A 13696-nucleotide genomic window follows, 5' to 3' on the forward strand; every position below is an offset into this window, starting at 1 on the left:
TACTGCAAATAAATGCCAATATTTACAGTATATTGATTGCCATCCGCCATCAAGCAGCCTATATTGAAGGCTACCTGAAACCTTTTTTCAGGTAGCCTTCAAACACATCTGCAGAAAGGGAAAGAATATGCCCACCATCCATGCAAATACCCAACTGAAAACCGGCGACACCGTAAACGGCCTGATCGGCCTGAAAGATTGCGAAAGCGGACGCTGTTTGAATTTGAGATTAGACGGCAAGGCCGTGGCACCTGAAGGTTGGCCATCAGTGTGCCAACCTCCTCATGCCCGCTATTTTTACGTAAATCTCAATTTGCATGAACATAATCCGTCCGTGCCACCGTATAAGAGCCTGCGGATGGATGTATCAACCAAGCAGGAGGCTGTAAATTTGCTTAAACAATTTTATGCAGGATATTCAGACAGTAATTTCGGCTGTGCTGAGGAGCCGATAACTAAATCGTTTGTAGAAGCATTAGAGCGGTATAGTGTTTGCCATACTCAAAGGCAGCTTTGCACTCCAGATCGTAAAAGTAAAGTTTGGTGTTCGGGAGGGGTTTTTGCCAGATTTTGTCCTAGAGAAAACGCGCCTGATGTTTGCAAAGATAAAACCTCCTGGCCGAAAGAAACCTGTTCCGAATTAATCTACGATGCCGCCTCCGGCCGCTTCAAGCCCGCCTGCGCCCAACACGATCCGCACCTGCCCGAGAGCCTGAAAAACGAACGCCGCTGCCTGAGCCTGTGCGACACCGAAGGCAACTGCGTGATCATCCGACGCACCGAGCGCGGCATCGAGCTGTGGCAGGAAAAATACAAACAGCGCGCACTGCTTGATCCGGCTACGGGGAAGGTGTTGGGTATGGAACAGGATAATGGGACGGCCAAATTGAAGCTTTCATCATCAGTCAATGTGCGAGATGTACTCACTAACCGTATTTCTCTTATTAGCGGAAGCACATTAACCGTAACAGCCAATCAGAAGGTTACTTGGTCGGTTAGTAGTACATTATTAACAGTAATGGAAACTAGTGAGACTCAATTAACTCTTAAAGTAGGTAGTCAAAATGGCCCGGTAACAGTTTATGCCAGAAATGAATGTGAATCTAAGGATATTGGTTTTAATGTAATCTTAGGTACACCTATGGAAGTTACCCCTGACCCCTGGGAGGGAGTGCCGCTCGTTTTTTCGGAAAAAGGATTATTTCAATATCATCTATGCAGATTTATGAAAGAATACGGGATAACCAATAAAACAGAGGTAGCCGCATTTTTTGCAAATGTTGATGTAGAGACGGGAGGAGGAAAGAGTATGACGGAGAGTACTGTATATAAAACATTTAATGCGTGGAAAGGATTGAATCAAGATGTTAAAGACTGGGTTAGTCAAAAAGGTAATAATGCTGAAGCTGAATTCCTTAAACTTTCTGAAGAGGAGCGTATCAATATCCTGTATGACAAACGCCCTGGGTTGGGAAATATGTATCCCGGGGATGGCTATCGGTTTATAGGCAGAGGATGGGTGCATTTAACTGGACGTGATGCATATCAAAGTTTTTCCAATTTCAAACGTATGCCGCAAATTATGGAAGATCCGTCACTGATTGCAAAAAACCCTGTCTTGGCATCGGAAAGTGCGGCTTGGTTTTGGACGCATTATAAAAGCAAGTTGGCTCAAGCAGCCCGTGAAGGTCGTTTTGATGAAGTGCGCAGAATTTTAAATGGAGGGGACAATGGGAAGAGAGATAGATGGGATAGGTTCAATCAATATTTAAATGGTAAGGGAGCATTGGGATGTTAAAAATAAAATATTTCCTTGCAATATTTATTGCATCTGTAATATTTCCAGCTTATGCACAACGCCCCAAAACCGTTTTTTCTTGCACTACTGTCCGAGGCAATCAGGTAAAAGTAGAAAGCATAGGTAATTCTTATCGATATAGTTTTGGTAAACGTGGGCAACGCCCCCAGTTGGTTTTTTCTCAATCTAAACGGCAGGTCATCGCCCTGAGCCCCAGAGGCCCGGAGATTATGCGGTTTCGGTGGCGTGCGATGGTTATGGAAAATAAGGGCTATCGCTATCGCGTATATACAGCGATAGATAGCGCAACAGAAACCGTCTGGATGGGGGTTTCTGTGTGGAATAGACGTAAGAATAAGATTCGGGATGAGGAATGCTCAAAACGTTATCCAATCATAGACGATATGGATGAGCCATTTGATGGATATGCTTATGGATCTGCGGATGGGATGCCGTTTTATGATTATCTCGAGAATTGAGTATGAATCATGTATTTTTTATCATGACTGTTATTGCCAGCAGCTCTATTTATGGTGAAGTATATAGGCTTAGTCATCTAGATAGGGGTTCAATCGGAATAAAGTGTGGTGCTAGGACTTATATAGGCGAGAAAGGAGGATTATTCATAAATTTTGCCCAAAATGGATTGATACTATTAAGGCGAAATCAAGCCCCTAATCCTCAAACTTCTAATCAGTTTTATAAAATAGACGAAGATCAGATTATTCCTGGCTCTTTAGCCCATGCCGAACAAATAGCCGCCGATTGTGAAACCTATCTCCGGCATCGCTATCATGTAATGGAGCAGGCTACAAAACAGAACCAAAATAGTATCAGGAAGTGGGATGTTGCCGCCTATTTTGTAGAAACAATACATGAGTGGGCTCCATCTCCAAAAAGTATGCGGTTTTTTAAGGTTGGTTCGAATGTTATTGGGGGAGAAGGTGGTTATGTATTGAATCCAGTAGATTCAGTAGTTTATGAATCTTTGAAAGATAATCCAGAGATGTGCAGATATGTACATAAATTGTGGTGGGGCGATACGGAGGCAAATCCTCATTGCCAGGAAGGGTTATTTTAAACCAATTGAGGCTGCCTGAAAGGTTCAGGTAGCCTCAGAGAATAGTATGGTAGGCATATGATAAGCATAAATTTTTAGGTTAAACTAAAGCTAATAGGCGGAATGTCTATGAAAATATTTCCAATAATTGTTATGTGCACAATAAGCTCTTTTATACAGGCGGAAATAAAAAAGCCAGAAGCATTGGCTATAACAGTTTTTTCCTGTACAACAGTGAATGGGAAACAATTGGCAATTTATCAAAAAGATGATAACTATATTTATAGTTTTGGCCATCCCAATCACCCTGAATTGGTTTTCAGCAATCCGAAACAAGATGTTTTAGAAAGGAGTTTGGATAATACAAAAACCGGCAGCTCCGGATTGTGGGGTGAGAAAAATATGATAAATGGTCGCTATAGCTATAGTGTATTTTGGGCTGTGAATAAATGGGACAATGACATGATTGTAGGAGTTGATGTTTCAATGGAAGGAAATTTAGATACTGTGCGTGGTGATCTAAATTTTCCTTCGGCTAGAATTCTTTGTGATAAGAATAAGCCGATTTACTCGTATCCGGGATCGTGATTAGGGGATAAGTTATGCAAGAAGGTTACCTGAATTTTTCAGGTAGCCTGTAAGAGTTCTACTGTGAATATGAAAGGATTGGATATGTCGAGATTTGTTTTTTCTATACTTTGTGTACTGATAATGCAGCAAGCATATCCAGAAGTTGTTTTGTACAATCAACATATGCCAATCTCAATTTGCGGCAGCAATGTAGATGGAGCAGAATCAGTTGCCAAACAACAGGCGGCTTTGCAACAGTTTTCCAGAAGCAGTTTGTTGCTGTTGAGAAACGAGACACCTCCTTCGGCAGCAGGCAGGCAAAAATTACTGCCCGTTATGCCTGAAGAGCAGTTGAATCAGAGATACCCAAGCTGTTCTGCCTATCTGCAAGCGAGGTATCGGAATCTGGTGGATGCGGCGGCGCAAAATAAGCAGGGAGGAAACGGACGGCTGGATATTTTAACGTACTTTATGCTTTCCGTTTACCATTGGCGGGATTCGCAAACGAAGGCGATGAATCCGGCATTTAATGCAATCATGGATGATGTGTTAAAAGATAACCGGCCTTTGAGAGATTATATTTTGCAGGAATTGGAAAGTTAGGTTGAGAGAAAGGCTACCTGAAAGCGCAGCTTCAACGGAGTTAAAACGCAGCACAGCGGAGTTCCTACGAAGCTAAATTTCAAGTAGCCTTTATTGCGGCGCTATTCCTGCACTTCAATCGCGCTGCCGCTATCCAACTCGATGATTTCGCCGGCGACGATTTTGGCGGTTTTGCGGGTTTCGGTTTCGCCGTTGCGGCGCACGCGGCCTTCGGCGATCCAGGTTTTGGCTTGGCCGCCGCTGTCGGCCAGGCCGGTGAGTTTGAGGAGGTCACACAGGGCGATGTGTTCGTGGCCGTTGAGGGAGAAGGTTTGCATGGCTTTCGTTTCGAATATTTGGTTTGGCGGGCGATAGAGGCTACCTGAAAAATATGTTTCAGGTAGCCTCTTTGTTTGGCTATTTATAGCTTGCCGAGAATGTCTTCGCTCAGGGCGAGGTCGGCATTTTTATTGATGCCGATCTGGCGGGCGAGGATGTTGCGGGCGATTTGCTGGGCTTCTTCGAGGGAGTGCATGCGGTAGGTGCCGCATTGGTATTCGTTCAGCTCGGGGATTTGGCTTTGGTCTTGCACGTTTAAAATATCCTGCATGGCGGCTTGCCAGGCAGCGGCCACGGCTTCTTCGCTTGGGGTGCCGATGAGGCTCATGTAGAAGCCGGTGCGGCAGCCCATGGGGGAAATGTCGATGATTTCTACGTTTGCGCTGTTGAGGTGATCACGCATGAAGCCGGCAAACAGGTGTTCCAGCGTGTGGATGCCTTTTTCGGGCAGGATTTCTTGGTTTGGCACGCAGAAGCGCAGGTCGAACACGGTGATGTCGTCGCCTTTTGGGGTGCGCATGTTTTTGGCCACGCGCACGGCGGGGGCATGCATGCGGGTGTGGTCTACGGTGAAACTGTCGAGCAGGGGCATGGAAGTTCCTTTGTGTGTTGGAATTGCGAAGACGGTATCATACCATTTTCACTTGTGGCTTGAAAAAATGTATGCTTTGTGCAGGATTTTGCCTCTTTCTTAACCATACAACAATGGGACAATCATGCAAAACATAGGTAGCACTTTGGCCATTTTAGGCATCCTGGCGATTTTTCTAGACTTCTTCAACCGTGTGCCGAAAGTATTGGCTTGGATTTACAACTGGGGCGACGACGTGGCCTGGGGCATTAAGATTGCACTCGTTGTGGTGGGCGGCGTATTGTGGCTGATCGGCCGCAATCAGGAAGCGGCGCATCCTGCCTTGGCAGAGGAAGACGACGAATAACCCCCCGCAACGATAAAATCCGCCGGCAAACACGATTGTTTGCCGGCGGATTTGTTTTGTTTGGATTGGGCGTTTGAACTACATTGAAGCTGCGCTTTAGCTTCGCAGAAACTTCGCTTCGCTCCGTTTTCAGGTAGCCTTTTGATAAGAGGCTACCTGAAATCTCCAGAACTACATTTCCCGCCGCTTGAAGTGGCGCGGCCGGAAGCCCAGCAACCCAAGCGTGGCAAAATACAGCACCATGCCGAAGCCGATCAGCGCAAACAGCTGCCCCGTGCGCCGCAAGCCGCCCACGCGCACCCACTCCAGCGCCACATAATGCTGTACTGCCCAAAGTCCGCCGGCCATCACGGCCAGCGCAATCGCCAACTTCAGCAAAAACGCGCGCCAGCCCGCCTTGGGCTGATACATCTCTTTAATCCGCAACAATAAAAACAGGAACGCCGCATTGATACACGCGCCCAGGCTGATGGATAAGGCCAGCCCGGCATGCTGCAGCTTCCACACAAATATCAGGTTCATCAGCTGCGTGCACACCAGCGTTACAATCGCCACCTTCACCGGCGTTTTGATGTTTTTCTGTGCATAAAACCCCGGCGCCAGCACCTTAATCAGAATCAGCCCCAGCAGGCCCACCGCATAGGCAATCAGCGCCTGTTGCGTCATCTGTGCGTCGTGCACGCCGATTTTGTTATACATAAACAGCGTGGCCACCAGCGGGAAGGCCAGCACCGCCATGCCCACCGCCGCCGGCGCCGTGAGCAGCAGGCACAGGCGCAAGCCCCAATCCAACAGCGCGGAAAATTCCCGCTTGTCGCCCGTGGCGGCGTGTTTAGACAGCCCCGGCAGCAGAATTGTGCCCAGCGCCACGCCCAACACACCGGTGGGCAGCTCCATCAGCCGGTCGGCAAAATACATCCACGATACGCTGCCGCTTTGCAAGTACGACGCGATATTTGTGTTGATCACCAACGACACCTGCGCCACCGACGTGCCCAAAATTGCCGGTGCCATCTGTTTAATCACCCGGTTTACCGCCGGATCGCCGAAACGCAACTTCGGCATTTTCAAAAAGCCCAGCTTAAACAGCCAAGGCAGCTGGAAACCCAGTTGCAGCACCCCGCCGCAAAACACGCCCCAACCCAAAGCCATCACCGGCTGCTCGAAATGCTTCGTCCCCAACAGCGCAAAGCCGATGAGCGACACATTCAGCAACACCGGTGTGAAGGCAGGCACGGAAAACTTGCCATAAGTGTTGAGAATGCTGCCTACTAAAGACGATAGTGAAATCAGCAGGATATACGGGAAAATAATCCGCAAAAGCTGCGAAGCCAGCACAAACTTCTCCGGCTTGCCGCCCCAGCCGCTGGCCGTGGCCCAAATCACCGCCGGCGCCGCCAGCACGCCGATGGCGGTAACGATGAGCAGCGCAAACATCAGCATCCCCGCCACATGCTGCACAAATTCCTGCGTTTCTGCCGGCGATTTCTTCTGCCGGTATTCCGCCAAAATCGGCACAAAAGCCTGCGAAAACGCCCCTTCGGCAAAAATACGGCGCAGCAGGTTGGGCAGGCGGAAGGCCACCACGAATGCGTCCATGGCAATGCCCGCGCCGAAAATCCTCGCCAGCACCGCATCGCGCACAAAACCGAGCACCCGCGACAGCATGGTCATGCTACCGATTTTCGCCAACGCGCTAAGAAGGTTCATGCTTTCCTACCTATAGATAAAACGGGCGCAAGTGTACCGCAAGCAGCTGCTTTTGTGGGAGGGAGCGAAGAAAAGGTTACCTGAAAGCATCGGCTTTAACGAAGTTAAAACTGTTTTGCGGTTTTCAGGTAGCCTCAAAATATGGGCAGCAGGATTAGCCGGGCTTGGGCAATGCGGCCGATAAAATCAGGGAGGAGATGGCACCGACTAAGGCAAATACCGGTCCGAATATGGGCAAGGCCTCGCCTGCACCGTTATCACTAGGCAGAATAGCGAAGACAAGAAAAAACAGTGAAATGCCGGCAAAGTAAACACCGCCGTCGATTAACGCCGACAGCAGCTCGCCGGCAAACAGCATTCAGCCGACCATTTCCAGCCCCAGGTTAATGCGAAACCGGCAACCATAAGCAACAGAACCAGCGGAAAGCCCAAAAATACCTGCATGACAGTATAGCGGCTGTAGAGGGATACCATACGCGTAAACTTTCACTCTGATGGTGTTTTTATCTTGATTCATCGGCAATTCTCTTAATGTGGCAAACGCATGGCTTAGTTTGGGATGAAACTTTTTCAGGTAGCCTCAACAGCGGTTTTAAGCAAAGCCCTGTTCTTTTAAAAAGGCATACAGCTTTTCGGCAAACAGGCGGTAACCGGCGGCATTGGCGTGAATTTGGTCGGATTTCAAATCTCGGTCACCGAGGATTTCCGACCACGCGCCGCTCATCAGGGGGAGGCGGTATTGTTCGGCTATTTCCCGGTAAAGCGGGTGGTCGCTGAGTTTGCCGAACAGTGCGCCTACGGTGAAATGGGGGATGGCCACCAGCACGGCGGGGATGTTTGCGGCCTGCACGGTTTGGATAATTCTGCCGATGTTGGCGCGGGTGGTGCTTTCGGGCAGTTTGCGCAGGAAGTCGTTGCCGCCGATGCTGATAATAACGAGTTTGGGCTGCCGTTGCATAAGCCCGGGCAGGCGGGCGAGGGCATCGGCTGTGGTGTCACCGGATACGCCGCCGTTAATGATTTTCCAACCGGTGAGCTCAGCCAGCTGCATAGGGTAGGCGGCAGCAGGGGCGGCACCATAGCCGTAAGTGAGGGAATCTCCCAGAGCGAGTACGGTACTGTCTTTGGGAAGGGCCTGGGTGCGGTTGCGGCGCTTGCCGCAGGCGGCCAGGGTGAGGATGGCGCTGCTGATGAGGAATTGTCGTCTGTTCATGGATGTGTGGGTTTCAGGTAGCCTTTTGGCAAACCTGCTGCGGGCGGAAATGGAAAACAGCCTGAAAGCCAACTTTCAGGCTGTTGTTTACCTAGTTAGGCAATTTCGGCAGCGTATTGCTCTGCGTTCATCAGGCTGTCTAAGTCGGCAGGGTTGACAGGCTTGATGCGGAAGAACCAGCCTTCGCCGTAGGGGTCGCTGTTTACGGTTTCGGGCGCATCGGGCAAGGCTTCGTTTACGGCCACGACTTCGCCGGCAATAGGGGCGTACACGTCGGAAGCGGCTTTCACTGATTCCACTACGCCGGCTTGGTCTTCGGCGGCGAGCGATGTGCCCACTTCGGGCAATTCAACGAATACGATGTCGCCCAAAAGCTCCTGTGCGTGGTGGGTTACGCCCACGGTTACGCTACCGTCGGCTTCGGCGCGCAGCCATTCGTGGCTGGAAACGTATTTGAGTTCGGCGGGAATGTTGTTGCTCATGGTTTTTCTCCGGAGTTATGAAGGTGGGCTGATGTAAGGTCATTCACATTATACAGATTTGCCTGTATTGGGTTTGCGCTGACGCAAGGCTACCTGAAAAACAGCATCTTGCACTGAGCAAATTCGTGGTGTGTGTTGAACGGGCTTACGCTTTTGCTTAGCTTCGTTGAAACTGTGCTTTCAGGTAGCCTTATTTATCTTGTAGGGCACGGCGGATTTTCTGGTCGGTTTTATATTGGCTCAGGGCATACACCGACCAGATGGCGGCGGGAATCCAACCGATGAGCGTGAGTTGCAACAGCAGACAGATGACGCCAGAAATGGGTTTGCCGATGGTGAAAAATTGCAACCAGGGCAGAAGCAGGGCGAGGATGAGACGCATAGCGGGTTTCCTTTCTTGAGTGGTGCGGTGGAATGAATGTTTTCAGGTAGCCTGCATTACTGCCGAGACGGGGTTAATGCCCTTTGCAATGCCTGCCTTTCAAACGGCCAGCTGGCAGTATATTTTTCTACCAATGCTTTAATCTGCGGATATTGCTTCATGTTCGATCCGAGCGACCAGCGAGCGGCACCATAGATTAGAATTTTTTCAGCATTTTGCCGGGTGGGGTTGGTCGGTTTTTCATCAAGCAGCTTGGCATTAAAGCTTTGCTTTCAGGTAGCCTGTACGCCCGATTGATGCAACAGGCTACCTGAAACCCTAAACGCGTTTAATCAAACTGTTTCTGGCCGTTGCGCACGAAAGGCAGTTTCAGCACTCGCACATCCACTTCTTTGCCGCGAATCACCACTTTGGCAGTATTTCCTTCAAAGGTTTTGGGCACGCGGGCGATGGCGATGGATTGCTTGAGGCTGGGTGAGAACACACCGCTGGTGGTTACCCCTTTGCCCTGCGGGGTGATCACTTCCATGTGCTCGCGCAGCACGCCTCCCTTGGCCAAGAGCAGGCCGACCTGTTTCACACTCACGCCTTTTTCTTTCAGGGCCACCAGCGAGGCTTTACCGACGAAATCGCGGGCTTCGTCTTTCAAATCCACCGTCCAGGCCATGCCGGCTTCAAGCGGGCTGGTATCGTCGTCCATATCGTTGCCGTAGAGGTTCATGCCGGCTTCCATACGCAGGGTGTCACGCGCGCCGAGGCCGCAAGGCTTCACGCCGGCCTGTTGCAATGCTTTAAAGAAAGGCTCGGCTTCGCTGCCGGGCAGAATCACTTCCACACCGTCTTCGCCGGTGTAGCCGGTGCGGGCTACGAACCAATCATTGCCCAAATCGGCGCTTTGGAAGGGCTTGAGGCTGTTTACGGTGTCAGCCCATTCAGGTTTCACGGCGAGCAGCTTAGCCACGGCTTTGGGGCCTTGTACGGCGAGCATGGCCAAATCGTAGCGGGGTGTAAGCTTAATGCTGAATTCGGCGCCGATTTTTTGGAACTGGGCGGAGTCTTTTTCGCGGGTGGCGCCGTTGGATATGATGCGGTATTGCGTTTCGGCTTCGTTGCCGCGATAAACGATGAGGTCGTCGATTACTCCGCCTTGGTCGTTGAGCATGGCGGAGTAGAGGGCTTTGCCAACAAAGGCGAGTTTGGCCACGTCGTTGGCCAGCAGTTTCCGGAAAAAAGCCTTGGCTTGCTCGCCGGATACATCGGTTACGAGCATATGGGATACGTCGAACATGCCAGCATCGGTGCGTACAGCTTCGTGCTCGGCGATTTGCGAGCCGTAATGGATGGGTAGCTCCCAGCCAGCAAAATCAACCAGCTTGGCGCCCGCATCTTGATGGGCTTGGTAGAAAGGGGTAGTTTTGATCGCAGGCATGATTTCAGGGTCTCCATTGGGCGGTAATAAAAGTAGCTTCTCTAATCTGTTTCGGGTATCTGAGATTTTCAGCGAATTTGCCGATTCTTCAGTGGGCACTGCACGCTGCTCTCTGGATGAAGCTGTTTCAGGCAGCCTAGCAGACAGGCCGACACATAAGGGACTTGGGAAGCAAGTTTACCCCCAACGGATGATTCCTCTTTAATCATCGCAAAGAAGACCTGTATCAACTCTTGCTAAAGATGTTGCGGAATCATCCGTGGGGTATAGGCCCCATTTAATAACCCCCCAGTTATCTAGGATAGCTTCTTTAATGAAAGCAGGTTGCAATGTTAATTGCAGACAATCTTGATTGCCAGGCCTCCTTGTGATGTTTCGCGGTATTTGGCGTCCATATCCTTACCGGTTTCATACATGGCATCAATCACTTTGTCCAAGTCGACATATGGCGTACTGGCGCGGCGCAGAGCCATACGTGCAGCGTTGATGGCTTTTACTGAACCGATGGCATTACGTTCGATGCAAGGAACCTGCACTTGGCCGCCTACTGGGTCACAGGTGAGACCAAGACTATGCTCCATGGCGATTTCTGCTGCGCTGCAAACGCGTTCGGGCGTACCGCCTAAAATTTCCGCCAACCCTGCCGCTGCCATTGAACAGGCTACGCCGACTTCGCCTTGGCAGCCTACTTCCGCTCCCGAAATAGAGGCATTCATTTTATAGAGCGATCCAATAATGCCTGCGGTGAGCAAATAGCGGTCGATGATTTCGGGGGTGAGCGGTTCGACAAATTTGTCGTAATACATCAAAACGGCAGGCACGACACCGCACGCACCGTTGGTCGGGGCAGTTACCACGCGGCCACCGGCGGCATTTTCTTCGCTTACCGCTAGAGCATACATATTTACCCAGTCTATAATCTGCATCGGGTCGTTGCTGAGGCTTTTATTAGCAGAAAGCCAGCGGTGAAGCCCTGTGGCGCGACGGACGACTTTTAGTGGGCCTGGCAACACGCCTTCAGTTGCCAAGCCATGCTTCATGCAGTCGGACATGGTTTGCCAGATGTATTGCAGGTATTCTTCAACTGCTTCTTCGCCATGCAATGCAACTTCATTTTGATACATCAGATTGGAAATGGACAAACCGTTGTCGTTGCAGTACTTGATAATGTCTTTGGCGTTTTTATAAGGGAAGGGGACTTCAATTGTTTGTTTTTCTTCAGCGCCGAAATGCGCTTCGTCAACAATAAAACCGCCGCCGATGGAATAATAAGTTTGGCGGTAGGCTTCTTTTTCGTCTTTATCAAAGGCTGTGATGGTCATGCCGTTTTCATGCAGAGGCAAAAAATCGTTATGGAACAACATGTCTTCGGCGTATTGGAAGCGTACTTCGTGTTCGTTTAATGCCACAGCCAGTTTGCCGCTTGCTTTAACGTTTTCAACAAAAATCGGAATCAAATCGATATCGACGTTATGCGGCAAATAACCAGCCAACCCCATAATGATGGCAGTATCCGTCCCATGACCCAAACCGGTCATGGATAATGAACCATATACGTCAATGCGGATATGCTCTATCTGCTTCAATTTGCCTTGAGCGCACAAATCGTCAATGAATTGTTTGCCTGCTTTCATCGGACCGACAGTGTGTGAGCTCGAAGGACCGACCCCAACTTTAAAAATATCGAATACACTAATCATGGCACTGCTCACTTATCTTTAGGATACGGCTTTATAAAGCCGGAATGGTATTTGTCTGAGAGGCCGTCTGAGAAACCTCTTGCTTCACATGACCATAAAACATTTGAACAGATGGTTTTCAGATGGCCTGAATACGGTTACAGCTTATTTAAGCAATTAGGTTATAGATAATATTGGATATTGCAATCAAGCCCATTACCACCACGAAGATATTGCTGAATTTGCCTTGGAACCGTTTCATTGCCGGTACTTTTCTGACGGCGTACATCGGCATAATGAACAGGATCGTAGCAATAATGGGGCCGCCCAGCGACTCAATCAAGCCCAAGATGCTCGGATTGATGATGGCAACAACCCACAAAGTAATCAGGAAGAACAGAGCAGAGTAGAGGTTCAGTTTTTTATGATTGATGGCAGTATCCGAGCTGGCATCGCGTTTAAGTTTGATAAACAAGCCTTCCAAACCCTCGCGCGCACCCATATAGTGGCCGAAGAAAGAGCTGGCAATAGCTAGAAATGCAACAAACGGACCTAAATAGGAAATGTAAGGATTGTCGAATTTATTGGCGAGGAACGACAGAATCGAAATATTTTGTTCTTTTGCCAGGGCCAGCTCAGACGACGTTAAAGTCAATACGCAACTGAACACGAACAGCATCACGAAAATCAATAACACGGTGGCAGTGCTGCGCAGGGTGTTGCTGGCATGCTGGTCTGTTAATTCGGTATCTTGGTATTCTCGTTGTTGGGATAAAACGAAAGAAGAAATGGCCGGCGAATGGTTGAAGGAAAAAACCAACACGGGTATCGTAATCCATAAGGTGGTTAAAAACGCGCCCGCGCTCGGAATATTGGTAAGCGAAGAAGTATTCCATTCAGGAATCAAGTATACCGATAAGATAAACAGAATAAATACCAGCGGATATACCAGCCATTCGGTTACTTTCAAAACGATACGTTCCCCCAACAACAGCACACCGATTAACGAAGCAATCAAAATGAATGACAACAAGGCCCGCGGAGGAGAGGCCATGCCGAGCTGGTTGACGAGAAAGGAGTCTACGGTATTGGTGATGCCGTTACCGTAAATCAGTAAAATGGGGAAAATGGCAAAGAAGTAGAGCAAGGTAATTAATTTGCCGGCAGTTTTGCCGAAGTGCTCTTCCACTACTTCGGTAATATCGCTGCCGGGCTTGGCGGAAGAAAGTACAAAACGCGCCAACCCCCGATGGGCGAAATAAGTCATCGGGCCGACAATAATGGCCATGGCAACAAGCGGCCAAAATCCGCTCATGCCTGCATTGATCGGAAGGAACAGCACACCAGCGCCCACGGCGGTGCCGAATAGGTTTAGCATCCAAACCAAGTCAAATCTATTCAATTTCGAAGAGACCGTTTGCTGGTGGCTTGAATGCTGTGATTTCATCTTAAAACCCTCCAAATAAATGTTTTATTTCAAAAATTTTACTGAACTCAGGAATCTGTATTATCAA

16 protein-coding genes are annotated in these 13696 nt (G+C 49.4%); 6 read left to right on the forward strand and 10 right to left on the reverse strand.

Annotated elements, in window-relative coordinates; genetic code table 11:
- Positions 1 to 127 precede the first annotated feature (127 nt).
- From A7P97_RS10235 to A7P97_RS08485, 5 genes are all read left to right on the forward strand, one after another.
- Positions 128 to 1798 (forward strand): hypothetical protein, encoded by a 1671-nt coding sequence (locus tag A7P97_RS10235; RefSeq protein WP_125079996.1) that lies wholly within the window; start codon positions 128 to 130, stop codon positions 1796 to 1798.
- On the forward strand, positions 1792 to 2277 hold the full coding sequence (locus A7P97_RS08480; RefSeq protein WP_067530123.1) for a hypothetical protein: 486 nt from the start codon (positions 1792 to 1794) through the stop codon (positions 2275 to 2277). The genes A7P97_RS10235 and A7P97_RS08480 overlap by 7 nt, the downstream gene beginning before the upstream one ends.
- 2 nt (positions 2278 to 2279) lie before the next feature.
- Complete coding sequence (locus A7P97_RS10240) at positions 2280 to 2879, forward strand: hypothetical protein (protein WP_125079995.1); 600 nt, start codon at positions 2280 to 2282, stop codon at positions 2877 to 2879.
- A gap of 102 nt (positions 2880 to 2981) precedes the next feature.
- Positions 2982 to 3446 carry a hypothetical protein gene (locus tag A7P97_RS10245; protein ID WP_125079994.1) on the forward strand — a complete coding sequence of 155 codons (465 nt, stop codon included), beginning with the start codon at positions 2982 to 2984 and terminating at the stop codon, positions 3444 to 3446.
- Positions 3447 to 3530: 84 nt separating this feature from the next.
- Positions 3531 to 4031: a hypothetical protein gene (locus tag A7P97_RS08485; protein ID WP_067530124.1), complete on the forward strand. Its 501-nt coding sequence runs from the start codon at positions 3531 to 3533 to the stop codon at positions 4029 to 4031.
- A gap of 101 nt (positions 4032 to 4132) precedes the next feature.
- On the opposite strand, the gene A7P97_RS08490 is transcribed toward A7P97_RS08485, so the two are convergent.
- The gene (locus A7P97_RS08490) at positions 4133 to 4348 is read right to left on the reverse strand and encodes an RNA-binding S4 domain-containing protein (RefSeq protein WP_067524609.1); all 216 of its coding nucleotides are present in this window, start codon (positions 4346 to 4348) and stop codon (positions 4133 to 4135) included.
- 83 nt (positions 4349 to 4431) lie between these two features.
- Positions 4432 to 4941: an S-ribosylhomocysteine lyase gene (gene luxS / locus A7P97_RS08495; protein ID WP_067530125.1), complete on the reverse strand. Its 510-nt coding sequence runs from the start codon at positions 4939 to 4941 to the stop codon at positions 4432 to 4434.
- Between the two features lie 124 nt (positions 4942 to 5065).
- On the opposite strand from luxS, the gene A7P97_RS08500 reads away from it, so the two are divergent.
- On the forward strand, positions 5066 to 5287 hold the full coding sequence (locus A7P97_RS08500; protein ID WP_067530126.1) for a hypothetical protein: 222 nt from the start codon (positions 5066 to 5068) through the stop codon (positions 5285 to 5287).
- 171 nt (positions 5288 to 5458) lie between these two features.
- Here the strand turns inward: A7P97_RS08500 and murJ are convergent, their stop codons facing one another.
- The 8 genes from murJ to A7P97_RS08540 form a co-directional block, all read right to left on the reverse strand.
- Complete coding sequence (murJ, locus tag A7P97_RS08505) at positions 5459 to 6997, reverse strand: murein biosynthesis integral membrane protein MurJ (RefSeq protein ID WP_067530127.1); 1539 nt, start codon at positions 6995 to 6997, stop codon at positions 5459 to 5461.
- 154 nt (positions 6998 to 7151) lie between these two features.
- Positions 7152 to 7355 carry a hypothetical protein gene (locus tag A7P97_RS08510; RefSeq protein WP_067449296.1) on the reverse strand — a complete coding sequence of 68 codons (204 nt, stop codon included), beginning with the start codon at positions 7353 to 7355 and terminating at the stop codon, positions 7152 to 7154.
- Positions 7356 to 7589: 234 nt separating this feature from the next.
- Complete coding sequence (locus A7P97_RS08515; protein WP_067530128.1) at positions 7590 to 8210, reverse strand: GDSL-type esterase/lipase family protein; 621 nt, start codon at positions 8208 to 8210, stop codon at positions 7590 to 7592.
- A 95-nt stretch (positions 8211 to 8305) separates the two neighbouring features.
- Complete coding sequence (gene gcvH, locus A7P97_RS08520) at positions 8306 to 8692, reverse strand: glycine cleavage system protein GcvH (RefSeq protein ID WP_067449292.1); 387 nt, start codon at positions 8690 to 8692, stop codon at positions 8306 to 8308.
- A gap of 190 nt (positions 8693 to 8882) precedes the next feature.
- Positions 8883 to 9074 carry a YqaE/Pmp3 family membrane protein gene (locus tag A7P97_RS08525; protein ID WP_067449290.1) on the reverse strand — a complete coding sequence of 64 codons (192 nt, stop codon included), beginning with the start codon at positions 9072 to 9074 and terminating at the stop codon, positions 8883 to 8885.
- Positions 9075 to 9402: 328 nt separating this feature from the next.
- Positions 9403 to 10503, reverse strand: coding sequence for a glycine cleavage system aminomethyltransferase GcvT (gene gcvT / locus A7P97_RS08530; RefSeq protein ID WP_067530129.1), 1101 nt, complete (start codon positions 10501 to 10503; stop codon positions 9403 to 9405).
- 332 nt (positions 10504 to 10835) lie between these two features.
- Positions 10836 to 12203: an L-serine ammonia-lyase gene (locus A7P97_RS08535; RefSeq protein WP_067530130.1), complete on the reverse strand. Its 1368-nt coding sequence runs from the start codon at positions 12201 to 12203 to the stop codon at positions 10836 to 10838.
- Positions 12204 to 12351: 148 nt separating this feature from the next.
- Positions 12352 to 13629 (reverse strand): HAAAP family serine/threonine permease, encoded by a 1278-nt coding sequence (locus A7P97_RS08540; RefSeq protein WP_067530131.1) that lies wholly within the window; start codon positions 13627 to 13629, stop codon positions 12352 to 12354.
- Between the last annotated feature and the right edge of the window lie 67 nt (positions 13630 to 13696).

The organism is Eikenella sp. NML070372, from assembly GCF_001648415.1.
GTDB lineage: Bacteria > Pseudomonadota > Gammaproteobacteria > Burkholderiales > Neisseriaceae > Eikenella > Eikenella exigua.

What these genes read in the sequence shown, in the direction of transcription:
- A7P97_RS10240 (WP_125079995.1), top strand. Translation starts at nt 2,280, where the DNA reads ATGAATCATGTATTTTTTATCATGACTGTTATTGCCAGCAGCTCTATT.
- A7P97_RS08490 (WP_067524609.1), bottom strand. Translation starts at nt 4,348, where the DNA reads ATGCAAACCTTCTCCCTCAACGGCCACGAACACATCGCCCTGTGTGAC.
- A7P97_RS08535 (WP_067530130.1), bottom strand. Translation starts at nt 12,203, where the DNA reads ATGATTAGTGTATTCGATATTTTTAAAGTTGGGGTCGGTCCTTCGAGC.
- murJ (WP_067530127.1), bottom strand. Translation starts at nt 6,997, where the DNA reads ATGAACCTTCTTAGCGCGTTGGCGAAAATCGGTAGCATGACCATGCTG.
- gcvT (WP_067530129.1), bottom strand. Translation starts at nt 10,503, where the DNA reads ATGCCTGCGATCAAAACTACCCCTTTCTACCAAGCCCATCAAGATGCG.
- gcvH (WP_067449292.1), bottom strand. Translation starts at nt 8,692, where the DNA reads ATGAGCAACAACATTCCCGCCGAACTCAAATACGTTTCCAGCCACGAA.
- A7P97_RS10245 (WP_125079994.1), top strand. Translation starts at nt 2,982, where the DNA reads ATGTCTATGAAAATATTTCCAATAATTGTTATGTGCACAATAAGCTCT.
- A7P97_RS08485 (WP_067530124.1), top strand. Translation starts at nt 3,531, where the DNA reads ATGTCGAGATTTGTTTTTTCTATACTTTGTGTACTGATAATGCAGCAA.
- A7P97_RS08540 (WP_067530131.1), bottom strand. Translation starts at nt 13,629, where the DNA reads ATGAAATCACAGCATTCAAGCCACCAGCAAACGGTCTCTTCGAAATTG.
- A7P97_RS08480 (WP_067530123.1), top strand. Translation starts at nt 1,792, where the DNA reads ATGTTAAAAATAAAATATTTCCTTGCAATATTTATTGCATCTGTAATA.
- A7P97_RS10235 (WP_125079996.1), top strand. Translation starts at nt 128, where the DNA reads ATGCCCACCATCCATGCAAATACCCAACTGAAAACCGGCGACACCGTA.
- A7P97_RS08515 (WP_067530128.1), bottom strand. Translation starts at nt 8,210, where the DNA reads ATGAACAGACGACAATTCCTCATCAGCAGCGCCATCCTCACCCTGGCC.
- A7P97_RS08510 (WP_067449296.1), bottom strand. Translation starts at nt 7,355, where the DNA reads ATGCTGTTTGCCGGCGAGCTGCTGTCGGCGTTAATCGACGGCGGTGTT.
- A7P97_RS08525 (WP_067449290.1), bottom strand. Translation starts at nt 9,074, where the DNA reads ATGCGTCTCATCCTCGCCCTGCTTCTGCCCTGGTTGCAATTTTTCACC.
- A7P97_RS08500 (WP_067530126.1), top strand. Translation starts at nt 5,066, where the DNA reads ATGCAAAACATAGGTAGCACTTTGGCCATTTTAGGCATCCTGGCGATT.
- luxS (WP_067530125.1), bottom strand. Translation starts at nt 4,941, where the DNA reads ATGCCCCTGCTCGACAGTTTCACCGTAGACCACACCCGCATGCATGCC.